This window comes from Ralstonia sp. VS2407 (assembly GCF_052950655.1).
In genome coordinates this window covers 273063-297141 of the sequence record NZ_JBRFVG010000003.1, presented here as the reverse complement: position 1 = coordinate 297141, position 24079 = coordinate 273063, and the positions used below count along the sequence as shown (strand labels likewise).

The 24079-nt window shown below is 63.0% G+C and carries 25 protein-coding genes; 15 read left to right on the top strand and 10 right to left on the bottom strand.

Annotation, left to right across the window (positions count from 1 at the left end; all coding sequences use genetic code 11):
• Nucleotides 1-7 precede the first annotated feature (7 nt).
• The 4 genes from ACU8YE_RS07045 to ACU8YE_RS07030 form a co-directional block, all read right to left on the bottom strand.
• Nucleotides 8-535, bottom strand: coding sequence for a (2Fe-2S)-binding protein (locus tag ACU8YE_RS07045; RefSeq protein WP_260802494.1), 528 nt, complete (start codon nucleotides 533-535; stop codon nucleotides 8-10).
• A gap of 369 nt (nucleotides 536-904) precedes the next feature.
• On the bottom strand, nucleotides 905-1081 hold the full coding sequence (locus ACU8YE_RS07040; protein ID WP_009238172.1) for a hypothetical protein: 177 nt from the start codon (nucleotides 1079-1081) through the stop codon (nucleotides 905-907).
• 162 nt (nucleotides 1082-1243) lie between these two features.
• On the bottom strand, nucleotides 1244-1723 hold the full coding sequence (locus ACU8YE_RS07035) for a CreA family protein (protein WP_440075920.1): 480 nt from the start codon (nucleotides 1721-1723) through the stop codon (nucleotides 1244-1246).
• A 33-nt stretch (nucleotides 1724-1756) separates the two neighbouring features.
• A complete protein-coding gene (locus tag ACU8YE_RS07030) occupies nucleotides 1757-2722 on the bottom strand; it encodes a LysR family transcriptional regulator (protein WP_316881157.1) in 966 nt (321 codons plus the stop codon).
• A gap of 160 nt (nucleotides 2723-2882) precedes the next feature.
• Between ACU8YE_RS07030 and ACU8YE_RS07025 the strand changes: the two genes are divergently transcribed.
• Nucleotides 2883-4340, top strand: a complete 1458-nt coding sequence (locus ACU8YE_RS07025) for an MFS transporter (protein WP_446928394.1) — start codon at nucleotides 2883-2885, stop codon at nucleotides 4338-4340.
• A 273-nt stretch (nucleotides 4341-4613) separates the two neighbouring features.
• Here the strand turns inward: ACU8YE_RS07025 and ACU8YE_RS07020 are convergent, their stop codons facing one another.
• Nucleotides 4614-7649: a transglycosylase domain-containing protein gene (locus ACU8YE_RS07020; protein ID WP_446928393.1), complete on the bottom strand. Its 3036-nt coding sequence runs from the start codon at nucleotides 7647-7649 to the stop codon at nucleotides 4614-4616.
• 103 nt (nucleotides 7650-7752) lie between these two features.
• The gene (locus ACU8YE_RS07015) at nucleotides 7753-8664 is read right to left on the bottom strand and encodes a LysR family transcriptional regulator (RefSeq protein WP_414560632.1); all 912 of its coding nucleotides are present in this window, start codon (nucleotides 8662-8664) and stop codon (nucleotides 7753-7755) included.
• A gap of 111 nt (nucleotides 8665-8775) precedes the next feature.
• Here ACU8YE_RS07015 and ACU8YE_RS07010 point away from each other — a divergent pair, with 111 nt between their 5' ends.
• From ACU8YE_RS07010 to ACU8YE_RS06980, 7 genes are read left to right on the top strand one after another with little or no spacing between them, the layout of a single operon-like run.
• Complete coding sequence (locus ACU8YE_RS07010) at nucleotides 8776-9885, top strand: muconate/chloromuconate family cycloisomerase (RefSeq protein WP_440818540.1); 1110 nt, start codon at nucleotides 8776-8778, stop codon at nucleotides 9883-9885.
• Between the two features lie 38 nt (nucleotides 9886-9923).
• Nucleotides 9924-10214, top strand: a complete 291-nt coding sequence (catC, locus tag ACU8YE_RS07005; protein ID WP_446928392.1) for a muconolactone Delta-isomerase — start codon at nucleotides 9924-9926, stop codon at nucleotides 10212-10214.
• 55 nt (nucleotides 10215-10269) lie between these two features.
• Complete coding sequence (gene catA, locus ACU8YE_RS07000) at nucleotides 10270-11205, top strand: catechol 1,2-dioxygenase (RefSeq protein WP_232042802.1); 936 nt, start codon at nucleotides 10270-10272, stop codon at nucleotides 11203-11205.
• Nucleotides 11206-11233: 28 nt separating this feature from the next.
• A complete protein-coding gene (locus tag ACU8YE_RS06995; protein ID WP_232042803.1) occupies nucleotides 11234-12592 on the top strand; it encodes a Rieske 2Fe-2S domain-containing protein in 1359 nt (452 codons plus the stop codon).
• A complete protein-coding gene (gene benB, locus ACU8YE_RS06990) occupies nucleotides 12589-13077 on the top strand; it encodes a benzoate 1,2-dioxygenase small subunit (RefSeq protein WP_232042804.1) in 489 nt (162 codons plus the stop codon). Before ACU8YE_RS06995 ends, benB begins: the two co-directional genes overlap by 4 nt.
• Nucleotides 13078-13124: 47 nt before the next feature.
• Nucleotides 13125-14153 carry a benzoate 1,2-dioxygenase electron transfer component BenC gene (benC, locus tag ACU8YE_RS06985; RefSeq protein ID WP_316871306.1) on the top strand — a complete coding sequence of 343 codons (1029 nt, stop codon included), beginning with the start codon at nucleotides 13125-13127 and terminating at the stop codon, nucleotides 14151-14153.
• On the top strand, nucleotides 14150-14932 hold the full coding sequence (locus ACU8YE_RS06980) for a 1,6-dihydroxycyclohexa-2,4-diene-1-carboxylate dehydrogenase (protein ID WP_446928391.1): 783 nt from the start codon (nucleotides 14150-14152) through the stop codon (nucleotides 14930-14932). The genes benC and ACU8YE_RS06980 overlap by 4 nt, the downstream gene beginning before the upstream one ends.
• A 93-nt stretch (nucleotides 14933-15025) precedes the next feature.
• Here the strand turns inward: ACU8YE_RS06980 and ACU8YE_RS06975 are convergent, their stop codons facing one another.
• On the bottom strand, nucleotides 15026-15193 hold the full coding sequence (locus ACU8YE_RS06975; RefSeq protein WP_414560636.1) for a hypothetical protein: 168 nt from the start codon (nucleotides 15191-15193) through the stop codon (nucleotides 15026-15028).
• 392 nt (nucleotides 15194-15585) lie between these two features.
• Between ACU8YE_RS06975 and bioA the strand changes: the two genes are divergently transcribed.
• The 5 genes from bioA (at nucleotide 15586) to ACU8YE_RS06950 (ending at nucleotide 20200) form a co-directional block, all read left to right on the top strand.
• On the top strand, nucleotides 15586-16992 hold the full coding sequence (gene bioA / locus ACU8YE_RS06970; protein WP_343617897.1) for an adenosylmethionine--8-amino-7-oxononanoate transaminase: 1407 nt from the start codon (nucleotides 15586-15588) through the stop codon (nucleotides 16990-16992).
• Nucleotides 16979-18226: an 8-amino-7-oxononanoate synthase gene (gene bioF, locus ACU8YE_RS06965; RefSeq protein ID WP_446928390.1), complete on the top strand. Its 1248-nt coding sequence runs from the start codon at nucleotides 16979-16981 to the stop codon at nucleotides 18224-18226. Before bioA ends, bioF begins: the two co-directional genes overlap by 14 nt.
• 1 nt (nucleotide 18227) lies before the next feature.
• The gene (gene bioD / locus ACU8YE_RS06960) at nucleotides 18228-18917 is read left to right on the top strand and encodes a dethiobiotin synthase (protein ID WP_446928389.1); all 690 of its coding nucleotides are present in this window, start codon (nucleotides 18228-18230) and stop codon (nucleotides 18915-18917) included.
• 55 nt (nucleotides 18918-18972) lie between these two features.
• Entirely contained in the window at nucleotides 18973-19491 is a 519-nt protein-coding gene (locus ACU8YE_RS06955; protein WP_322016693.1) for a hypothetical protein, read from the top strand.
• Between the two features lie 184 nt (nucleotides 19492-19675).
• A complete protein-coding gene (locus tag ACU8YE_RS06950) occupies nucleotides 19676-20200 on the top strand; it encodes a hypothetical protein (protein WP_440476463.1) in 525 nt (174 codons plus the stop codon).
• A 42-nt stretch (nucleotides 20201-20242) separates the two neighbouring features.
• Here the strand turns inward: ACU8YE_RS06950 and ACU8YE_RS06945 are convergent, their stop codons facing one another.
• Nucleotides 20243-20452, bottom strand: coding sequence for a DUF1653 domain-containing protein (locus tag ACU8YE_RS06945; protein ID WP_316871303.1), 210 nt, complete (start codon nucleotides 20450-20452; stop codon nucleotides 20243-20245).
• Between the two features lie 7 nt (nucleotides 20453-20459).
• Nucleotides 20460-20807, bottom strand: a complete 348-nt coding sequence (locus ACU8YE_RS06940; protein WP_440838214.1) for a hypothetical protein — start codon at nucleotides 20805-20807, stop codon at nucleotides 20460-20462.
• Nucleotides 20808-21164: 357 nt separating this feature from the next.
• Between ACU8YE_RS06940 and ACU8YE_RS06935 the strand changes: the two genes are divergently transcribed.
• Entirely contained in the window at nucleotides 21165-22151 is a 987-nt protein-coding gene (locus tag ACU8YE_RS06935; protein ID WP_440075930.1) for a hypothetical protein, read from the top strand.
• A gap of 191 nt (nucleotides 22152-22342) precedes the next feature.
• Nucleotides 22343-22681, top strand: a complete 339-nt coding sequence (locus tag ACU8YE_RS06930; RefSeq protein WP_316871301.1) for a zinc ribbon domain-containing protein YjdM — start codon at nucleotides 22343-22345, stop codon at nucleotides 22679-22681.
• 139 nt (nucleotides 22682-22820) lie between these two features.
• Here the strand turns inward: ACU8YE_RS06930 and ACU8YE_RS06925 are convergent, their stop codons facing one another.
• A complete protein-coding gene (locus ACU8YE_RS06925) occupies nucleotides 22821-24032 on the bottom strand; it encodes an MFS transporter (protein WP_446928388.1) in 1212 nt (403 codons plus the stop codon).
• Between the last annotated feature and the right edge of the window lie 47 nt (nucleotides 24033-24079).

The window sequence follows — 24079 nt, the reverse complement described above, 5'->3', positions numbered from 1 at the left end:
GCTGGGGTCAGGCGGCGTGGGCGCGCGCCGCGGCCAGGCTTTGCAGCGAGGCATCCTCGCCTTGGGCTTCTGCCATGGCTTCAGCCCCGTGCATCACGGCGCGCACGATGTTGTGATAACCCGTGCAGCGGCACAGGTTGCCGTCGAGCTGCTCGCGCACCGTGTGTTCATCGGGATGCGGATGCTGCGCAACCAGCGCCGTCGCTGCCATCACCATACCCGGCGTACAGAAACCGCATTGCAGGCCGTGGCATTGGCGAAAGGCTTCCTGCATCGGGTGCAGCGTGCCGTCCTTCGACAAGCCTTCGATGGTGGTCACCTCGGCGCCGTCAGCCTGCACAGCCAGGATGTTGCAGGACTTCACCGCGCGCCCATTCATATGCACGGTGCAGGCGCCGCATTGCGCGGTATCGCAGCCGACGTGCGTACCGGTCAGGCGCAGTTGCTCGCGCAGCAATTGGACTAGCAAGGTATGGGGTTCGACACTGACGGTGACAGGCGCACCGTTGACCGACAGCTTGAGGCTGATCGCCATGGGAGTCTCCTTGGGGAATGGGCGCCGGTGCCATGCTGCGCGCCTTCGTTGCTGCGAAGATGCGCGCGTGGTCTCGATATCGGTGGTCGCGGCTCTACTCAGTAAAGCACAGGCGAACCAGAAGACAACCGCAGTGCGGTGCGCTGGTTGCAGGAAAAAGGGCGATGCTGCGGCACGCAGACAAACCAAACAAATGCCGCAGAAATGACAAAGGGCCGGAATCCGGCCCTCGATTGGCACCAGGCGGTCATGACCTGGCGGGTGTGGCGGCGGGTGTGATGACACACGGCCGGCGCACGATGCTACTGAGACTGCGAGTACTGCTGACTGCTAGCTTGGGCACACGCCCATCAACAATAGCGTGGCGGGTTAGGCCTTGGCGGTGCGGTGCGTGCCGAACAGGTTCGCGATTGCCGAGAAGAATTGGGCGAACGAGAACGATTGGCCGCTCGGACGGCGATAGTAGTAGATACCTTCGGACATTTCGCGCTCGATCAGTTCGCGTTCGAGTTGATCGGTCAGCTTCAGGTCGTTCGTGTTTTGCATGATTGGCCTCTTAGGGAAATCCCGGTTAGGGAATACCCTGACTATACACCAGATGATGCAATGCACCATACGTAGGCTTACGTATGCACCCCTTTTGCGCCGTCTCCCGTTGCTCCGCCACCACGCTTGCGTTGCGCTGCACCAATGTGGTGCGGCCACCGCTTATTTGACTGGAATCGGCTGGCTGGCCGGGATGGGCACCGCCGTCACGCTGTTTTTCGGGCTGCCCGAAATCACCTTGTCCGAATACGTCAGATAGACCAGCACATTGCGTTTGCGGTCGACGGTGCGCACCACGTGCAGCGTCTTGAAGACGAGCGACAGGCGTTGCGTAAACATGTCGTCCTGCTGGGGCAGCGGCTTGGCGAAGCTGATTTCGCCGACTTGGCGGCAGGCCACGGCGGCTTCGCTCACGTCTTCGGCCACGCCCAACGTCCCCTTGATGCCGCCGGTGCGGGCCCGCGAGACATAGCAGGTCACGCCCTGAACGAGCGGGTCGTCAAAGGCTTCGATGACGATCTTGTCAGAGCCCGTGATGCGGAAATTGGTGCTGACGCTGCCGATGTCTTCCGCGCGGGAGCATCCAACGGTGCTCAGGGCGAGCGCGGCAATCAAGAGGGAGAGTTTGGTGAACGGGCGCATGGCTTTGCGTAAATGAAGAGGATGGATTGAAAGTCAGAGCAGCGACTCAGGCGGCCAGGTGGCCGCTGCCTCGTCTACGAAGGTGGGCCGCATATCAGTGTGTTGGCGGGAATGCTCTATGCGGCGGTGCAGGGCGTCCATGAAGACCTTGACCTTGGCGGGCATCAGGCGGCGCCCTGGAAATACGGCATACACGCGCATCGGCGGGGATTGGAAATCCGTCAGCACTTCCTGCAGCGCGCCCGAAGCGATCAGGTCGGTAGCAAACACGGAGGTGATGCGAGCGACACCCAAGCCAGCAATGGCGGCCTGCATGCGCAATTCGCTGTTGGAGGTGCGCATGCGGAAGTCGAGCGGCAGGTTGATCGTCTCGCCGCCGGGCGTGCGGAACTGCCATTCGGCTTCGTTCGAGGTGCCAAGGCAAGGCCAATCGGCGAGCTGGTCTGGGTGGGTGAGCGGCCCCAAGCGCTCCAGCAATTGCGGGGCGACGACCACGGCGCGCCGCAAATCAAAGACGCGCTGGGCGACGAGGCCGGAATCGGGCAACGGCCCGCGCGGCACGGTCAGCATGATGTCGTAACCCTGGGCGAGCGGGTCGATCTGGCGCGGCGCCACGTCCACCTCAATGCGCAGGGCGGCGTGCTCGCGCATGACTTCGAGCACCACCTCGGCGAGCTGCTTGGCGGCAAATTCATATGGCATGGCAATGCGCAAGGTGCCGGCGGGTGACTGGAACGTCGCTGCGGCATCTTCCGACACTTCGCGCAGCCGCTGGAACAATGGGCCGGCGTCGCGCAGCAGGGCTTCACCGGCGTCGGTCAGGCGCAGGCGGCGCGTACTGCGCTCGAAAAGGCGGACGCCCATCTTGCCTTCCAGGCGCGACACCGCCGTGCTGACCGACGACTTGGGCAGCCCGAGCCGATCGGCTGCGCGCGTGAAGCTGCCGAGCGTTGCCACCGTGCAGAAAGTGTCCCAGTCGTTCCAGTCCGTCGTTCGCATATTTGAACAATGAATTTGTTGGCAGGCGATTTCCGCCGGTTTCGAGGCAAATTACCATCCCTGCATGAACACGCCAAGCACAGACCACACGGTTTCTTCACCGCCCGCGCCGCGCAAACCGGCCGCCGAATCGACCGTCAGCAGCCGGATGGAATTGCGCATGGTGGGCATGGTGATTGGCCTGGCGACGGGCGTGGACTACATGTCCAACCTGATGTTTTCGATTGCCGGACCGCATATCGAAGGTGGGGTGCTGGCGTCACAGGATGTCTATCTCTGGGCCGTGACGGCGTACGCGGCAGCAGCCAGCCTGGCGATTCTGGTGATGGGTCGGCTGGCCGATCACATGACATACCGGAAGCACACGCTGCTGTCGCTGCTGGTGTTCATTGTCGGCACGCTGATGTGCGCGGCGGCCGAGGGCGGCACGATGCTGATCGTCGGCCGCGCGGTGCAGGGGTTTGGCGGCGGCCCGATGCTGTCCACCTCGCGCATCTTTGTGCAGCACAGCCCAGCGCAGGAACGCCGCACGATGATGAAGGGCATGATCTACGGCATCTTCGGGCTGAGTTGCGTGTCACCGATGCTGTCGGCAGCGCTCACGGAGCAATTTGGCTGGCGCGCCATCTTCGTTGCGCAGTTGCTGGTGGCCGTGGTGGTGTGCGGGCTGGTGGCGGCGTTCTATCCGCATCCGAAACTGCACGAGCGCAAGGGCGATTTCGCCTCGCTCGACTGGCCGTCGGCCATCGCGTTTGGGCTGGCGGCGCTGATTGCGCTGCACGGCTTTCAGCAGGCCCGCTTCATTCACCCCGACGGCTCGCCTGCGCAGGTGGTGCCGATCATTGCGGTGGTGGCGCTCATCATCTGGGTCGGCATTCGCCAGACGGGCCATCCGCTGCCGTGGGTTGATTTACGAGCCACGCTGCAGCGGCGCTTCCTGATGGGCATGGTGTTCTACGCCATCTATTACATGTTTGCGAGCGCCTGGGGTTTCCTTTCGTCGAGCCTGCTGCAGAACGGTCTGGGTTTCCGCTACGAGACCACCGCGCAGTTGATGAGCCTGGGCGGCCTGGTGACGGTGGTGCTGGGCATCCTGAACTTTCAGTTGACGAACGTGCTGCCGACCAAGCGCGTGCTGATCTCCATCGGCTTTGTGATGATGGCGACCGCGCTGCTGTGGATGTCGCATGTAGCCATGCCGGGTGCCTCGGTGGCGGCGGTGGTGCCGGGGTTCATGATCGAAGGCATGGTGGGAATGTTTGTGGTGATCCAGGTGGCGGGACTGTCTTACGTGGATTTGCCGGCCAAGGATTTCGGCCATGCCTACCAGTTCAAGGGAATCATGCGGGCCTGGGCGCAGGCGTTTGGGACGATGGGGGCGACGTTGTTGCTGCAGCGCGGGCAGGCGCAGCACCGCACCGACCTGGTCGGGCATGTGAGCGCGCTGACGCCGGCTTGGCAGTGGCCGCATCCGTTGCAGGGTTCGGAGTTGATTCGGATTTCGGCGGAGATCGATCGGCAGGCGACGTTATTGGCGGTGGGGGATTTGTTTGCCTGGGGCGCGGTGGTGGCGTTGGGGTGTGCGGGGGGGATTTGGTTGCAGCGGTCGTTGCGGTGAGGGGTGCTGCGGGCCGGGTGTTTCGTCCCCTGGCGGGGCCGACTTACTTTCTTTGTCTTGCCAAAGAAAGGTAAGCAAAGAAAGGCGCGCCCGAGATGGCGACTTCCCCTTGAATTTATGTCGCAGGGAGGGGAAGGAGGCAAACTCGCTGCGCTCAGACAGGCCTCCTTCCTTTTTCCTCCCTGCAACAGAAATTCAAGGCGCCATCTAGGGCAGGGTACGGCCACACCGTCTGGCGGCCTGCGTTGTCGCCGTCTGTTGTGCAGACTTTGCTCAATCCAGCTTCTGTTCCGGCGCTGTGGCTTGCGGCATCTTGCAGTTGAAGGCAGGCGCCTCGTCTTGCAGGTCCAGGTGGTTCATCAGCGTGGGGGCCAGGACCTTGAGCACTTGCACCGTCAGTGCGCTGGTGAATTTGTACTTGGCGGCATCGGCCCCGGCCACGTACGCGACGACGGTGCCGAAGTAGCGGTCTCCCAGGTAGAAGACGAAGGCGCCGGAGCGGCTGACGACCCGTTCGGAGATGAGGCCGCCGCCGCGGCTGAACGTTTTGAAGCGGTTGTCGCCGGTGCCGGTTTTACCGCCGATGGCGATGGGTTTGCCGCCATTGTCGACGAACGTGCCGGAGATCCGTTTGGCGGTGCCGCCTTCGACGACGCCGGCCAGCGCGGATTTGACCAGGGGCGGAATCTCGGGCGGCAGTACGCGTTCTCCGGCGTTGGGGTCGCGGCAAAGCATGACTTCGTACGGCGTATCGGCGGCAAAGCGCAGGCGATCGATGCGTACGCTGGGCAGGCGGATGCCGTCGTTTTCGATGATGCCCATCAACTCCGCCAGCGACGCCGGCCGGTCTGCCGATGCACCGATGGCGGTGCCGTATGACGGCACCAGCGATTCGAACGGATACCCCAGCCGCTTCCACATGGCGTGAATCTGCTGGAACGCTTCAATTTCCAGCATCTGCTTGATGCGCTTGTCTTGCGCGGCCTTGCGGTGCGATTGCAGCAGCCATTTGTAGACGGACAAGCGCTCATCGGCGCTGGCCTCGTTCACCTGGGCAAGCGTGGCTTGCGGATGGGTGCGCAGATACGCCACCAGCCACAGTTCCAGCGGATGCAGCTTGGCGATGTAGCCGCGGTCGGCCAAGTCGAAACGCTGGACGGAATATTTCTCATACAGGTTGGTGAGTTCGGCCTCATCCAGCTTTGCGCCTGGCAGGTAGCTGCGGATGAACGCGGCGAGCTTGCCCGGCCCGGCCTCCGGGTCGATGCTGCGGTAGATGGTAGCCAGCCGCACCGGCGTGGCGCGCGTGCTTTGCACCAGGATGGCTTCGCGCTCCTTGTCGGTCTTGTCTTTGTATTTGGCGTAGAACCGGCCCATGAAGAGCTTGCCTTCGCGGTCGGCAAAGCGTCGCAGGTAGACCTGCCGCTGTGGGGAATCCGGGTTGGTCAACGCCTCGGCGCCGGCATTGGGCAACTGGTGCTGAAAGTAGCGCGAGATGTCGCGCATGATCCGGACGAAGACAAGGTTGACGGAGTGCTTGAGCCCCTCGCGCACCGTGAAGTTCTGGGTGCCTTCCCATTTCTCGAAGTTTTCGAAGCTCTGCATGCCGCCGCCGGTGGCAAACCATTCGCCAGCGTTGCCGGAGTACTTGCGCTCCATCGATGCATCGAGCATCGCCGCGAGCGACCGGTCTTGCGTGTGGGCGAGGTAATCGACGGCCCAGCGCTCGATCGGGTTCTGCACGGGAATGTTGACCTTGCGCAGCGCCGCAGCAGGCTGGTCGGCATAGCGCTTATGCAGCTCCGCCACGATCTGGAGATACGTCACCAGCGTGCGCAGCTTGGCTGTTGAGCCCAGATCCAGCTTGACGCCTTCGTTGATGTCGAACGGCTTGTCGAACGTGTCGGCCTGCACCAGCACCCGGTTGCCGCCCGGCGCGCGTTCGTAGAGCGTGAAGCTGTACGTCACGCCGCGCGGGTCGCCGCGCTCCAGCATCATGTCGCCGACGAGGCCGGCGGCCTTGGCGTGCGCGGGGTCGCGCAGCTTGCGCAGCTCAGTTGAGATATCGCGCTGCAACGGCGCATCGAGCGTGCTGCTGGCGGTCAGGTCGAGCCGGTCGAGCGCATACATGCGCGAGATGCCGAGCATGCTCGCCAGATTGACGCGTACGGCGTTTGTGCCTTTGTGCTCGATGGGCGGAGGCGGTACGCGCGTGTTCAGTGCCTGCTGCTTGAGCGATTGTGCGATCGCCGCATCGCGCAGCGCTGGCCGAATCACGCCGGATACGGCCAGCACGCGCAGGTAGGCGTTGGTCAAGGTTTCGAGTTCATCGAGGTTCTCAAGGTAATACGACGGCCGCCGCTGCGATACGAGCAGGCTCAACGCCTCCTTGTACGCAAGCGCGCGGTCTGCGAGCGGGGCGGTCGATTGGGCCGAGAGCAACGCATTCACCTGGGCGAAGTCGCGTCCGTACCAGACCCATAGCGCATCGCCAATCCCTTGGATTTCGCCAAACCCGGCGCGCGCGCCCAGCGGCACGGTGTTCAGGTAATCGACCGCGAGCTGATGGCGCGTGGCGGTGGTGTCTTCTCCGTTCAGGTAGGCACGCGCGGATGCGGAGAACATCTGGCGCAGCTTTTCGCTGGGGGAATCAGTGCGGCCCTCTGGCGAGTGGCGGTACTTCTCGATTTGCGTGGCGAGCGTGCTGCCGCCAGGCGATTCATGCGCCGGGTTGACGACGTGCAGGGCGCGGTCCCACACGGCGCGTGCCAGGCGTGACCACTCCACGGCCGGGTTGCGCTTGGGGTATTCCGTCTGCAGCAGGGTGCGGTTTTCAATCGCGAGCAGCGAGTTGACGAGCAGCGGCGGTACCGACGCGAAACTGTCATACACACGTTCGGGGTGCCGCACGCGGTAGATCGGTCGGCCATCATCGTCCAGCAATTCCAGGCCGGCCTGGTCTTTCTCGCGATAGGGCGGGTTCATGCCGCTGTCCATGCGGGCGACCATCTCTTTGGACGGTACGGCTTGCTGGGCAACGATGTAGCCGCGCGAGCGCAGGCGGTCTAGAAAGGTTGGAAGGTCGTGATAACCGAGCCGCTGGTCATACGGGCCGGCGTTCGGGTAGCGGGCTGAATCGTTCGGCCCTGGTTTGACGGGAAAGGTTTGCGATTTCGCCAGATGCGCGAAGTAGCGGGCTTGCCAGGCGGAGGTGCGGAATTCGTGAGCGACAAGCAAGGCGCCCATCGCAAGCAGCAGCGCCACGACGAGGGCCAATTTGATGATGATGGGGCGGCGTATTCTTTTCACTCGCTTGCGCTCCAATCGCAGGCGAACGTGCGCCTTGCTTCAATCTAGCCCATGCGGCCGTCGTGTCCAGCGGCTTGTAACTTTGGTGCCACCATTGCAAGCCTTACGAGGGCGCGTAATACGGGATCTTCTGCTCGTCATACAACCGATACGTCAGCGCCAGCATGGCCTGGATGTCTTCAGACTCGTCGAGCAGGCGCGTGCTGAAGATAATGGGCGAGACCAATTGCGGATCGTCGAGTTCCATGTAGCAGACATCTTCCCGCCGCAAGCCCGCCACACTGCGCGGCACCACCGACACACCTTCGCCCGCAGCCACCAGCCCCAGGGCAATTTGCAATTCCCGTGCCTCGTAAATCTTGCTGGGTTCGAGCGCGCGATCGTGGAAGAGGGCGAGCACTTGGTCCGCATAGCTCGGACGCGGCGCGCGCGGGTAGATGATGAGCGTGTCGCCGACAAGGTCGCGCAGGGATACCGTCGGTCTGCCGTCCAGCAGGGCATGGCCTGATGGCAGCGCGACGATCAATCGCTCATCGCGCAGGAGGATGCGCCGCACGTTCGGGTCTTCGTAACGGATGCGGCCGAAGCCGACGTCGATGCGGCCGTCCTTGAGCGCCTGGATCTGGTCCATGGTCGTCATCTCGTGCATGGTCAGATCGACCATGGGGTACTCCGCCCGAAAGCGCCGGATGACCTTTGGCAGCATCCCGTACAGCGTTGAAGCCACGAAGCCGACGGACATGCGCCGCTCGATCTGGCCGACGCGTTGCGTCATCGAGGCAAGTTCCGCCGTCTGCGCGAGCAACTGCCGCGCGTGCGCGTGGAAAAAGCGGCCGGCTTCGGTCAGCTTGAGCGGGCGGCTGCCGCGCTCGAACAGCAGCACGCCGACTTCCTCCTCCAATTGCTGAATCTGCCGCGACAGCGGGGGCTGCGCGATGTGCAGCCGTTCAGCGGCACGCGTGAAGTTCAGCTCTTCAGCAACCGCCACGAAATAGCGAAGATGGCGTAGCTCCATTTTTATACCTTTCAGGTATGACGCCGATACTAAATCGGTGTTGGACGTGACAATTTGCGCTGCGTAATCTGGTTTCCACGTTGATAGCAGTTCTTCTGATACCTGGAAAACATGATTCGCTCGATCGAGGCCATTCTAGTGGATGTGCCCACCATCCGTCCGCACAAACTGTCCGTCGCCACCATGCACACGCAGACGCTCGTCCTCGTACATGTGTGCTGCGAAGACGGCATCGAAGGCTGGGGCGAGGCCACCACCATTGGCGGTCTCAACTACGGCGAAGAGAGCCCCGAGAGCATCAAGGTCAACATCGACACGCACATTGCGCCGCTGCTGATCGGCATGGAGGCGCGCAACGTGGCGGCCGCCATGGCCAAGGTGCGCAAGACCATCCAGGGCAACCGCTTTGCCAAGTGCGCGTTGGAAACGGCGTTGCTCGATGCGCAGGCCCGCCGGCTTGGCGTGCCGCTGTCTGAGCTGCTCGGCGGCCGGCTGCGAGATGCGCTGCCGGTGGCCTGGACGCTCGCCAGCGGCGACACCAAGAAAGACATTGCCGAGGCAGAAGCGATGCTTGCCGAGCGCCGTCACCGCATCTTCAAGCTGAAGATCGGTCTGCGCGCGGTGGCTGACGATGTGGCGCACGTGCTGGCCATCAAGCGTGCACTGGGCGACGCCGTGAGCGTGCGCGTGGACGTCAACCAGGCCTGGAGCGAGCTAGACGCCGCCAACGGCATCGCCGCATTGCAGGCCGGCGGCATCGACCTGATCGAGCAACCGGTGCGCGCCGAGAGCCGCGCCGCGCTCGAGCGCCTCGCCCGCCAGTTCGCGGTGCCGATGATGGCCGACGAAGCGCTGCATGGTCCGCTGGATGCATTTGAGTTGGCCTGTTCTGCCAGCGCCGACGTCTTCGCCGTAAAGATCGCGCAATCCGGCGGCCTCGTGCCGGCCATGCAGGTCGCCGCCATCGCGCAGCTTGCGGGCATCGGCCTGTACGGCGGAACGATGCTCGAAGGGGCGGTTGGCACTGCAGCCTCTGCCCACGTGTTTTCCACCTTTGGCGAACTGCAATTCGGCACCGAGTTGTTTGGCCCCTTGCTGCTCACGCAAGAACTGCTGACTGAGCCGTTGCAGTACCGCGATTTCATGTTGCAGGTGCCCACCGGCCCCGGCCTGGGTATCCAGATCGATCGCGACAAGCTGGCGCGCCTGCGCCGCCAATAAAAACAACCAGACCAAGACATCCCACCAAGGAGACCACGATGCTGTTCCACGTCCGCATGGATGTCCGCCTGCCGGCCGACATGCCCGCCGATGTCGCCAACGAGATCAAGTCGCGCGAGAAAGCCTATTCGCAGGATCTGCAGCGCAGCGGCAAGTGGCGCCACATCTGGCGCCTGGTCGGCGAGTACGCGAACGTCAGCGTCTTCGACGTGCAGAGCAATGCAGAACTGCACGACATCCTGACGGCGCTGCCGCTGTTTCCGTACATGGAGATTTCGGTGACACCGATGTGCCGCCACCCGTCTTCAGTGCACAGCAAGGACGATTGAGATCGCGCCTGACACATTCCACATTCCCCCAGAAAGCCACGAGGAGACACCCATCATGAACGCGCGCGTATTCCAAACGAAAGAAGTGCAGGACCTGCTGAAGGCCGCCACCAACCTGGACGGCAAAGAGGGCAACGCCCGCCTGAAGCAGATCACCCACCGTTTGCTGGCCGACCTGTTCAAGGCCATCGACGACCTCGACATCACGCCAGATGAAGTCTGGGCGGGCATCAACTACCTGAACAAGCTTGGCCAGGACGGCGAAGCCGCATTGCTGGCGGCCGGCGTGGGCCTGGAGAAGTATCTCGATATCCGTATGGACGCTGCGGACGAGGCGCTAGGCATCAACGGCGGTACGCCGCGCACGATCGAGGGCCCGCTGTACGTTGCCGGCACGACGGTGCGCGATGGCGTGTCCAGGATTGACATCGATCCGGACCCGGCGGCAGGCCCGCTCGTCATTCACGGCACGGTGACGGGGCCGGAGGGCAAGCCGGTGGCCGGCGCCGTGGTCGAGTGCTGGCATGCAAACTCGAACGGCTTCTATTCGCATTTCGATCCGACCGGTGCGCAGAGCCCGTTCAACCTGCGCGGCGCGGTCAGGACCGGTGCCGATGGCAAATATGAATTCCGCACGCTCATGCCAGTGGGCTACGGCTGCCCGCCGCAAGGTGCTACGCAGCAACTGCTGAACGGGCTTGCCCGCCACGGCAACCGGCCGGCGCATGTGCACTTCTTCGTCACGAGCAATGGCCACCGCAAGCTGACGACGCAATTCAATATCGAAGGCGATCCGCTGATCTGGGACGACTTCGCCTACGCCACCCGCGAAGAGCTGATTCCGCACGTGGTGGAGAAAACGGGCGGTGCGGCGCTGGGCCTGAAAGGCGATACGTACAAGGACATCGAATTCAATGTCGTCCTGACGCCGCTGGTTCAGGGCAAGGACAACCAGCGCGTGAACCGCTTGCGCGCTTCGGCAGAGGCTTGAGGCCGAGTGCCTCACCGTGGAGACGACCATGTCCGCCTTGATTGATAAAGCCAGCGAACTGGACCAACTGCTGTCAACCGCTGTGGTGGATGACGAAGAGGCCGGCATTTTCCGCTGCCGCCGCGACATCTTCACCAACCCCGATTTGTTCGAGCTGGAGATGAAGCACATCTTCGAGAACAACTGGGTGTATCTGGCGCACGAAAGCCAGATTCCGAACAACAACGATTACTACACCACGTGGATCGGCCGCCAGCCGATCGTCATCACCCGCGACAAGACCGGGGAGCTGCATGCGGTCATCAACGCATGTGCGCACAAGGGCGCGATGCTGTGTCGTCGCAAGCATGGCAACAAGGGCAGCTTCACGTGCCCGTTCCACGGCTGGACGTTCTCCAACACCGGCAAGCTGCTCAAGGTGAAGGACGAAAAGACCACCGAGTATCCGGTGCAGTTCAACACGCACGCCTCGCACGATTTGAAGAAGGTCGCTCGGTTCGAGAACTATCGTGGCTTCCTGTTCGGCAGCCTCAATGCCGATGTGCAGCCGCTTGAGGCGTACCTTGGCGAGGCGCGTGTGATCATCGACCAGATCGTCGATCAGTCGCCCGACGGCCTGGAAGTGCTGCGCGGCAATTCTTCCTACGTGTATGACGGCAACTGGAAGATGCAGATGGAGAACGGCTGCGACGGCTACCACGTCAGCACGGTGCACTGGAATTACGCCGCCACGATGGGGCGACGCAAGGAAGGCGGCACCCAGGCGGTGGATGCGAACAGCTGGAGCAAGTCGGTGGCGGGCGTCTACGGGTTCGAGCACGGCCACATCTTGCTGTGGACGCAGACGATGAACCCGGAGGTGCGCCCCGTCTATGCGCACCGCGAAGAAATCAAGGCACGCGTGGGTGAAACCCAAACAGATTTCATCGTCAACCAGACCCGCAATCTGTGCCTGTATCCGAACGTGTTCCTGATGGACCAGTTCAGCACGCAGATTCGCGTGGTACGGCCGATCAGCGTCGACAAGACCGAGGTCTCGATCTTCTGTTTCGCGCCGAAGGGCGAAAGCGCAACGGACCGCGCAACGCGCATCCGCCAGTACGAGGACTTCTTCAACGTTACCGGCATGGGTACCGCCGATGACCTGGAAGAATTCCGTGCCTGTCAGAACGGCTACGCCGGCACCACCGCGCTGTGGAACGACCTGTCGCGCGGGGCGCCGCTGTGGATTCACGGCCCCGACGAAAACGCAACGAAGATGGGATTGAAGCCGCTCATCTCGGGTGAGCGCAGTGAAGACGAAGGCTTGTTCGTCTGCCAGCACGAATATTGGGTGCGCGTCATGCGCGAGGCGCTCAAGCAGGAATGCGAAGGGGTGCCGGCATGAGCATGGATTACCAGAACATCTGCGCTGCCCTGTACCGCGAGGCGCGACTGCTTGATGACCGCAATTGGGACGCGTGGCTCGAGTGCTACGCAGAAGACGTCACCTACTGGATGCCCGCATGGGATGACGACGACCAGTTGACCGACGACCCGCAGAGCCAGATCTCGTTGATGTACTACGCCAATCGCTGCGGGCTGGAAGATCGCGTCTTCCGCATCAAGACCGAGCGCAGCGGGGCTTCCACGCCGGAGCCGAGAACCAGCCACACGGTCGCCAATGTTGAAGTTGTGGCCGAACGCGGCGATGAAGTCGACGTGCGCTACAACTTCCACACGCTCAGCCATCGGTACAAAACCACCGATCACTTCTTCGGCACGATGTTCGTCACCCTGCGCCGCGCGGGCGATGGCTTCCTGATCGCATCCAAGAAGATCGTGCTGAAGAACGACTACATCCGGCAGGTGCTCGACGTTTATCACGTCTGATTTGCACCCACGTATAGGACACGCACAAGAGGCAGCGGAGGTATTCCATGTCCAGTTTCACAGTCGCACTGAACTTCGAGGACGGCGTGACCCGTTTCATCGATTGCAAAGCGGGCGAGAAGGTGCTCGATGCCGCCTTCCGCGCGAAGATCAACCTGCCCATGGATTGCTCCGATGGTGTGTGCGGAACCTGCAAGTGCCGCGCCGAGAGCGGAAGTTACGACCTCGGCGACGATTACATTGACGATGCCCTGACCGAAGACGAGAAGAACACGGGCCTCGTCCTGACGTGCCAGATGGTGCCGCAAAGCGATTGCGTGATCGCGGTGCCGACCACATCGACCAGCTGCAAGACTGGTCAGAGCAGCTTCGGGACAACGGTGTCGAAAGTCGAGTTGCACAACGACGCAGCCGTCGTGCTGGAACTGGACGTGGATGCCACTGCGCCGGTGTTTCTTCCTGGCCAGTACGTCAACATCGGCGTACCGGGCACCGGCCAGCACCGCTCGTATTCGTTCTCATCCGCCCCCGGAGAATCGAAGATCAGCTTCCTCATCAAGAAGATTCCCGGCGGCGTGATGAGCCGTTGGCTGGAAACCGCGCAGCCGGGCGACAAGCTCGATCTGCACGGGCCGCTGGGCAGCTTCTATCTGCGCAATGTGCAGCGGCCGCTGTTGTTCCTTGCTGGCGGCACGGGGCTCGCTCCGTTCCTGTCGATGCTTGAAGTGCTGGCACGTGCGAACTCGCAGCAGAAGGTGCACCTGATTTATGGCGTCACCCGTGACCTCGACCTGGTGCAGGTCGACGCGCTTGAAGCCTATGCAGCGCGGTTGCCGAACTTCAGCTACGCCACGGTCGTGGCTGACGCCGCGTCGAATCATCCGCGCAAGGGTTGGGTGACGCAGCACGTGCCGGCCGATGCCCTGAACGATGGCGACGTGGATGTCTATCTGTGCGGGCCGCCGCCAATGGTCGATGCCGTGCGCAAGTACTTTGACGACGAGGGCGTGAAGCCCAACAGCTTCTACTACGAGAAATTCACGCCCAATGCAGTACCGGAGGCGAAGGCGGCATGAGCATGCAACGATTCTCAGGCAAGACCGTCGTCGTGACGGGCGCGGCCCAAGGTATCGGGCGCGGCGTGGCATTGGCGGTGGCCGAAGAGGGCGCTCAGGTGCTGCTGGTGGACCGGGCGGAGCTGGTCTACGAAGTGCAGGCCGAGATTGCCGCAGCGGGCGGCCGAGCCCTCGCCACCACCGCCGATCTGGAGACCTACACCGGCGCGCAACACGCCGTGCAGGCCGCGCTCGATGCGTTCGGCGGCATCGACGTGCTCATCAACAACGTCGGCGGCACGATCTGGGCGAAGCCGTATCAGCACTATGAAGAAGCGCAGATCGAGGCGGAGATCCGCCGCTCGCTGTTCCCCACGCTGTGGTGCTGCCGCGCCGTGCTGCCGCATATGGTGGAGCGCCGGCAGGGCGTGATCGTCAACGTGTCGTCCATTGCCACACGCGGTATCTATCGGATTCCGTATTCTGCGGCCAAGGGCGGCGTGAATGCGCTGACGGCCAGCCTGGCGTTGGAGCACGCGCAGGACAACATCCGCGTCAACGCCGTCGCCACGGGCGGCACCGAAGCGCCGCCACGCAAAATCCCGCGCAACACGGCGCCCATGTCGGAGCAGGAAGCCACTTGGTACCAGGGCATCGTTGACCAGACCATCGCCAGCAGCCTGATGCACCGCTATGGAACGATCGACGAGCAGGTGCGAGCGATCCTGTTTTTGGCGTCGGACGAGGCTTCTTACATCACCGGGACGGTGTTGCCGGTGGGCGGTGGAGACCTGGGCTAGGCGCACCGTCGAACGCCCCAAAACAAAAACGGCGCCGATGCGCCGTTTTTTTTACGTGCCTTTGCGGCATGGCCGAACATTCGGCCGCGGCATTCAGCCCAGGTACGAACCGGACTTGCCGACCACTTCTGCGTACACCAGGTTGTCATCCCACCCGTTGCGGAAAAAATTGATGACCGCGCGCAGCAGCGACGTAGGGTTGGTGGCCTGAACTTGGATGTTGCCGGCGAACTTGGGGGTGAAATAGGCTTGCTGGACCATGATGTTTTCTCTCGGTGTGTTATCTAGGGTTTTCCCGAGTATAGGGTTATCCCTAGGCCTGAGCAATGATGCACAGCAAACCTGCGGTCCATTCTGAATATCACTCCAGGTAAATAGTCGGCCAAAGCTGCGCCACCCTAGCGCAATACCGATAGGCGTAAGCGTCGGGTTCTTCGAAGTGCCTTTTGGCACTCATTTGAGCCCTGGCACAAAGATTTTTTAGCGACATGATCCGCGCAGGACGTTGGGAATCCGCCGAAGAAGTGCGCTTCTTCTTTCTTTTTCGGCGTATGAGCGCGTAATTTCATCCAACGTGCGGGCTTGTTGTTTGATCCACATGACCTCTACCATACGCCGCCGAATCCCCCGCTTATGCTTCGAGGAGGCCTCGTATGGCGTATCCCCCAATCCCGGTGCCGGTCGACGGCGCGCCCAGCGCCAACACGGCGTGGCAGGCGCGCAGCCGCGCGGCCGTCTGGCATCCGTGCACCCAAAATGCGCGGCTTGATGCCATGCCGCCGCTGCCGATCGCACGCGGCCAGGGGCCGTGGCTGATCGACTTTGACGGCAAGCGCTACCTGGACGGCACCAGTTCGTGGTGGGTCAACCTTTTCGGCCATGCGAATCCGCACATCAATGCGGCGTTGAAGACGCAGCTCGATTCGCTGGAGCACGTCATGCTGGCGGGGGCCACGCATCGGCCGGCAGTGGAGCTGGCTGAGCGCCTGATCGACCTGACAGGCGGCGTGCTGGGCCACAGCTTCTTCGGCTCCGACGGCGCTTCTGCCGTGGAAATCGCGCTCAAGATGAGCTTCCACGCCCATCGCAACGCAGGGCAGGGCGCGCGCAGCCGTTTCGTCTGCCTGGAACACGGCTACCACGGTGAAACGCTCGGCGCGCTGGGGGTGACCGATGTGGCGATCTTCCGGGATGCCTATGACCCGCTGATCCTGCAATCGCATCGCGTGCCATCGCCTGACGCGCGCCTGGCCGGCCCGGGCGAGACCGCCGCCGACGTAGCCGAGCGTGCGCTGGCCGCGCTGCGGGATTGCCTGAGCACCCACGCCGGCACCATCGCCGCCGTCATCATCGAGCCGCTGGTGCAGTGTGCCGCCGGCATGGCCATGCACGACGTGAGCTATTTGCGCGGCGTGCGTGCGCTGTGCGATGAGTTTGATGTGCATTGGATTGCCGATGAAATTGCCGTCGGCTGCGGTCGCACCGGTACGTTCTTCGCATGCGAACAGGCCGGCGTGTGGCCGGACTTGCTGTGCCTGTCGAAGGGCATCAGCGGAGGCTATCTGCCGCTGTCGATCGTGCTGTCGCGCAATGCCATCTATGACGCCTTCAACGACGATGCGCCGGTGCGCAGCTTCCTGCATTCGCACTCATACACGGGCAACCCGCTGGCGTGCCGCGCGGCACTGGCCACGCTCGATCTGTTTGCTGAAGAAGACGTCTTTGCACGTAATCGCGTGACCGCGGCGCGCATCGCCCAGGGCCTGGCGCCGCTGTCGCACGATGCGCGTTTTGCCCATCTGCGGCAGACGGGGATGATCACCGCGTTCGACGTGCACCCCGACGTGGCCGGTGCGCGCTTTGCCGAACGCTTTGCGCTGACGGCACGCACGCACGGGCTGCTGCTGCGGCCCATCGGCAACACCGTTTATCTGCTGCCGCCTTATGTGCTGAGCGACGAAGAGACCGACACGCTGGTCGAACGCACGCTGCAGACGCTTGAAGACACGCTGGCCCAAGCTACGGGCGAAACAGAAGGACACACCTATGCGATTGCTTGACGACCTGCAGGCGGGCCTTGACGCCATCGACGCCGCGCACCTGCGCCGCGTGCGCCGCACCGCGTACAGCCCGACCGACCGCAGCCAGCGCATCAGCGTGCCCGGTGAAGAGCCGCGCGACATTCTGGGCTTTTGCGGCAACGATTATCTCGGCCTGGCAGCGCATCCGGCCCTGGCCGAGGCGGTGACGCACGGCACGCAGCAATATGGCTTTGGCAGCGGCGCATCGCATCTGGTGAGCGGCCATTCGATCGCGCACGCGCGGCTGGAAGCACGCATGGCTGCACTGCAAGGCGAACACATTCCCGATGCGGACGCGCTGTTCTTCTGCACGGGCTACATGGCCAATCTGGCCGTGGTGAGCGCCATGGCGCAGGCTGGCGGCATCCGCCCGGCCGACGAATGCACGATCTTTTCCGACGCGCTGAACCACGCCTCGCTGATCGACGGTGCGAGGTTGTCGCGCGCGCCCATCAAGGTCTATCCGCACGTCGACCTTGCTGCGCTGGAAGCGCTGCTGGCGGCGAGCACGAGTCGCAATAAGCTGATCGTCACGGATGGCGTGTTCAGCATGGACGGCGACATCGCGCCGCTGCCTGAACTGCTTGCGCTGGCCGAACGCTACGACGCCTGGCTGATCGTGGACGACGCGCATGGCCTGGGCGTGCTCGGTGAGAAGGGCGCGGGCGTGCTGTCGCATTTCGGGCTGCGCTCGAAGCGCCTCGTCTATGTCGGCACCTTTGGCAAGGCCGCCGGCGGATCAGGCGCTGCCATCGTTGCGCATCGACTGGTGATCGACTGGCTGGTCCAGCGCGCCCGCACGTACATCTTCACAACGGCCACGCCGCCGGGCATTGCGTGTGCGGTGGAAGCCGCATTGGATCTGATCGCAGGTGAGGAGGGCGCTGAACGCCGCGCGCGCCTCGATCGGCATATCGCCGTGTGGAGTGCGCATGCACAGCGTCTGGCTGCGCGTTTCGGTTGGCAGTGGATGCCATCGCCCACGGCCATCCAGCCGATCGTGATCGGTGAGAACGCACCGGCATTGGAACTGGCCGCTGCACTGGAACGCGAAGGCATCCGCATCGCCGCCATCCGCCCGCCGACGGTGCCGGCCGGAACGGCCCGTCTGCGGATCACGCTGTCGGCGGCACATACCGATGCAGACATCGAGCGCCTCGCGCAGGCGCTGGAAGCGGCCGGCCAATCGCTTCAGCCAGCCAAGGCAGCCTGATATGCGCGCACGCTTCGATTGCTTTGTCACCGGCACGGATACGGAGATCGGCAAGACGCTGGTCAGCGCGACATTGCTGACCAAGCTGGCTGATGCCGGCTACCGCGCCGCAGGCCTCAAGCCAATTGCTGCTGGCACGCTGGCGGGCGCGCCCACGCGCACCAACGAAGATGTCGAGCAACTGCGTGCCGCTGCGTCGGTCGATCTGCCGCTCCATACCGTTTGCCCCTGGTTGCTCGACGCGCCGATGTCTCCGCATTTGGCAGCAGCGCGCGAAGGCGTGACCATTACGCTGCCACCGATTCTCGACGCGTTTGCGCACGCCAGATCGCTGGCGGATGCCGTCGTGGTGGAGGGCGTCGGTGGTTTCCGCGTGCCGTTGTCAGACGACTTTGATACGGCCGAGATGGCCGTGGCGCTGGGCTTGCCCGTTGTGCTGGTTGTCGGGTTGCGCCTGGGCTGCCTGAATCACGCCGCGCTCACCGCCGGGGCGATTGCCGCGCGTGGCCTGCATCTGGCCGGCTGGGTCGGTAACGTGGTCGACCCGGCCATGGCAGGCCTTGACGACAACGTCACTACCTTGCGTCGGTGGATCAACGCACCGCATCTGGGCACGATTCCGCGATTGCCGCGCGCCAATGCGCGCCTTGCCGCAACGCACCTCGATATCGCGCCGCTACTCGCACGTTGAGCTGACGCGCGGCGGTAAACTACGGGCTTCACTCAGTTTGGCGAGGACGGGCGTCATGCGCGCAATGCGGTGGGCGGCGGTAGCGATTGTGGTTGCGGCAACGGCGGGATGTGCTGCATTGGAATCCCCCGTCACCAAGGGCCAACGCTTGGTGGGCGCGGACGAGCCCGCTGTGCAGGCGCAGTTTGGGCCGCCGCGCGAAACCTATCCACTCAATGGCGGCACTCGCTGGCTCTATCCGACCAAACCATACGGCCAGTTCACCTACGCGGCGGACTTCGATGCCAGTGGCAAGCTCGTCGCCTTCAAGCAGGTCTTGAGCAGCCTTGAGTTTGCCCAGGCCAGGATCGGCGTCTGGACTCGGGACGACGTGCTGCGACATTTCGGCCAACCGGTGGAAACGGCGTATTTTCCGCGCATGGACCGCTTGGTCTGGTCGTACCGCTTCAAGGCGGACGATGTCTGGCCGTCGCTGATGCATTTCTACTTCGACCCCGCCGGCGTATTGCAGCTCACGCAGATCACGCCCGACCCGCTCTACGATCCGGACCGCCCGCGACTGTTCCGCCGATAGCTCGCCGGCAGTTGAGGTAGCGCAATCCAGTTGAGGTAGCGCAATCCGATTGTGCGCTCAGGGTTCCTCCCGCATTGCGCGCGTTGTGCAGCGACCTAAGCTACAGAGCAGGGGAGGCAGACGCCGCCGGCGCTTGCCGAAAGCAGCCGTCATCAGAACGGACGCGCATTGTTGGGGGTGCATCATGCTGACGCATCGCTGGGTCGACATCGACCCGATCGCAGCGGGTCAACATCCGCTGTACGGCATTGCCGGATGGCTGCCGTGGGTGCTTGCCATTGCCATCGCAGGGCCGACGTGGGTGTTCTGGCAGGGGCTTTCGATGGATGCGCTGCAACTGGCCGGCGCCGACCTGTTCGACGCCAACGCGCCGGGCAGCGGGGCCATCAACCTCACCACACTGCTGTATCTGATTTCCAGCGTGACGGTGCTGGTGCTGGCCACCACGCACGACAGCGCATTCCGGCCGGCCATGCTCGTGCACATGGCGCTGCTACCGCCGCTGATTGGTCTGATGCTCATGGCGGGCGGCGTTCCAGGGGCACGCTCGACCTTTATCGACGGCGTGGCGGTTGCTGTGGCACTGACGCTGACGTGCGGCGTCTATCTGCAGGCCTCGCGCCGCGTGCACATCACCTTCGAACTACGCGACCGGGCGCCTGGCGAGCATGCCTGGTTCAAGCGTCAGAAACGGGCGGCGGCGGGTTGACCAGCGTGACCATCACGTAGGTCATGATGGTCAGAACGGCATTCAGTCGATCAGCGCAAAGCGCGGCACCTGCCGGCCGTCGACTTCAACCATCTCATGGAACATCGTCGATGGGCGTGTCCAGATCGTGCCGTTCGCGGCGCGATAGACCGTCATCTTGATGGCGGGATCGGGTTCGTACGTGGCCTCGCACAGCCATTCGTATTCGCCGCCCTTGTAGTGGCGGTAGCGGCGCCTTGGCATGTTCTGCATGATGGCTTCAGTGTTGCGTGGGCTTGTCTTCTTCGTCGACGTAGGGCACGTGCTTGCCTTCCTGCGTCTGTGCGCCAAGCTTGGCGTTTTCCATGGCGTCCTGGTAGGCCAGCATGGCGGCGGCCACGGCTTCGGGTTCGCCGTTGAAGGAAATCACGCTTTCGCCGCAGTTCGGGCATTCGCCGCCGAAGATCGCGTGGATGCCGGGCATGTCGCGCGGCTCCATCCCCTCGAATTCGGTAAAGGCGGTCTGGCAGGCGCCGCAGACGAGTTTTTCAGGGCGCAAGGCTTCCAGTCGGCTCCGCGCCTGGGACATGCGTTCGGCTTGCGTGCCGCGTCGTTTGGCTTCGCCCATGGTGGTTCTCCTGTTCAGCAACGGTCGTTGAAGGCTGGATCATAGAACGAAGACCGGTGCCTGTCGCGCACTTGACGGATTGCACACCAATTGAACAGGCGGGGATGTCCGCGAAAGGGCGGTGGCAATGACGCGCCGAGGCGAGGGCGGCCAAGCGAAAGAAAGGCGGATATTCAACGAATGAATTGAATTGAAGGTATAAGCAAATTCTGCTTTGGCAGATTATTTTCAGGGGAATTTTGTGTTGCGGTGGATCAATGAAGTTTTAATCATCAAGTGCAATGAAATCCACGATGCATAAGCTGATGTCTCCAGCATGGATTGTTGAATCTTCGTTAAAAGAATAAGGAGTTCGCCATGAAGACATTGCTGCAGACAACGCTGATCACTGCAATGGCAGCGGCTTTGGCCGCGTGCGGGGGCGGGGATGACGAAGGCGGTGTCGTTCCCCCTGTGCCGCAGCAACCTTCCTCCATCCGGCTGGCGGACCCCGCCAACGGTTACCTGAACGCGCGGACTGCTGCTGCCTATACGTACTTTGGTTCCCGCGATACCTACAGCCTTTACGCGATCAGCCTCTTCTCCGTCATCGCAGCGGGCAGCCAGGCGGGCCCTGGGAACTTCTCGTCCAACTGCACAGGCGGAGGCACCGCATCGATTACATTCGACGATCGAGATGGGTCGGGCAGCATCTCGGCAGGCGATACCGCCAGCATGACGTTCGCGAATTGCCAGGAGAACGTTGAACTTGCCGGCGCAACGTTATTGACGACGCTTAATGGCGGAATGTCATTTGTCATCAATGCGGCGTCGGGCCCGACGGCAAACCTGCAGGATTTTTCGTTTGTCGCGGCCGTCACCGCAAATAATCTGAGTGCGCAGGCTGGTACCGCCTCAATGACATTCAATGGAACCATGACGATTTCCAAATCGATTCCGCAGCCCGACAGCACGCTGAAATACATTGCGACGTCCAATGACGTAACCGTGAACCGCAACATCAATGGCGTCCAGGATTCCATCATGCTGGCAGGCTGGCGTCTGGATGATGCGCTTTCGCTGCTGACCTTTACCGATGAGGTGAAGCTTTCCGGCAACCTGAATTTCACAACGGCCTCGGGCAACGAAAACCTTTTGCTGACCACGACGTCGCCGCTGGTCGTGGGCGCCTCGGGCGTACCGAGCGCCGGCTCCGTGGCGTTTGCCACCACACAGGATCAAGCGAGCGCATCCTTTGCCTCCACGGGCGATGTGGCGCTTGCGATCGACGCAGGGAAAACGGGTACGGTTTCCGCGACCCTTTCAACGACGATCAGCGCGCTGGAGAGCCTGTTCGGCAACTGAGCAGGGCAGCCTTGAGGGCGTCGTAACGGACGCCCTCAAAAGCGAGATGGAAACGGGCCCCGGTTGGCGACGGGGCCCGTTTTCTTGCTGGCGCGGAGCATATCGATATCGGCGTGACAATGGTCAAGCCATCCAGGAGGTTCCGGCTGGTATAGTGCGGGCCCCAATTCAGCCGCTTTATGCCACTCGACATGTCCACGATTCCCGCCTGTCCTCAATGTGCCTCTGAGAATACCTACCAGGACGGCGAACTCTATATCTGCCCGGATTGCGCGCACGAATGGAATCCGTCGGCACAGGACGACGAGGATGAGACGGAGGTGGTCATCAAGGACGCCAACGGCAATCAACTGAATGCTGGCGACTCTGCAACGCTGGTGAAGGACCTGAAGCTCAAGGGCGGGTCGGGCACGCTCAAGGCGGGGACCAAGATCAAGAACATCCGGCTCGTGGCGGGCGACCATCCGATCGACTGCAAGATTGATGGTGTGAGCTATCTGCTGAAGCCGGAGTTTTTGAAGAAGGCTTAGTGGAGGGTGTTGGATCGAGACCGGCGGATGCTGGTCGGTCCAGCATTTAACATAATGCAAATTATGAGAAATAAAGATGGCGCGCACTGGACCGATTCAAACGGTAGCCGACCGACCCAGCGGCGCGCATCTCGCTCTGTCACTCCGCCATTGCCGGCACCACCTCAACACGCTTCGGCACGCCCGTCACGATGGTCGCGACGGCAATCGCCAGCACCACAGCGGCGCCGATGAACACACCGGCCGCGCCGTTCGCGTCGAACACCACGCCGCCGGCTGCTGCACCGGTAGCAATCGCGAGTTGCACGGCGGCGACGATCAGGCCACCCGCGCTTTCGGCTTCGTCGGGCACGGTGCGCGTGACCCATGTCGACCACGCCACCGGCACGCCGCCAAACGCCATGCCCCACAAGGCGATCAGCACGGCGTCGATGACGGGGGCGCGCCCCAGCGCCACGAGTGCGATGCCGAGCACCACCATCAGCGCCGGCATTGCAATCAGCATTGGGCGCAGCCGGTGTTCCAGCACGCGGCCTGCGAGCGATGTGCCTACAAAGTTGGCAATGCCATAGCCCAGCAGGATTGCCGATAGCCCGTTCACGCCAACGCCCGCCACCTGCTCCAGGAACGGCCGCAGGTACGTAAAGAACGCGAAGTGCCCGGTGAACACGAGGATCGTCGCAAACATTCCGATGCCGACGGATGGGCGACGCAGCACGTCGACGAGCGTGCGCAGGCGCGTCGTGCCGCTTGGCGCCATCGAGGGCAGCGTCGCCACCTGCGACACAAACGCAACCACGCCAAGCCCGGCCGCGGCCAGGAACACGTTGCGCCAGCCGATCAGATGGCCGAAGTAGCTGCCCAGGGGCGCGGCAGCAATCGTGGCGACGGCCACGCCGCTGAAGATGATCGACAGCGCCCGCGGCACCAGCGCTGCAGGCACGAGGCGCATTGCGGTAGCGGTGGCCATGGTCCAGAAGCCGCCCAGCGCAATGCCTAGCACCACGCGACCGATCAGGATCGCCGTCAGGTTGGTCGCAAACGCTACTGCAAGATTCGATGCCACGAGCAGCACCGAAAACGCCAGCAGCACGCGCCGACGGTCGATGGAGCGCGTGACGGCGGCGGTCAGCAAGCTGGTGACGAGCGCAACCGTTGCGGTGGCCGTGACGGCCTGCCCTGCTACGCCTTCGGTCACGCCCAGGCTTTCCGCCATGGGCGTCAGCAGGCTTGCGGGCAGGAATTCGGCCGTGACGAGCCCGAACACGCCCAGCGCCATCGCAAAGACAGCGCCCCAGGCGGGTTCACGCGGGGCCGCGATTGAAGCGGCCGTGGAGATTCCGGGATTCATGCGTCGTTCCGTGGAAAGGATCAGGGAAAGTACTAATAAGGTGGCAT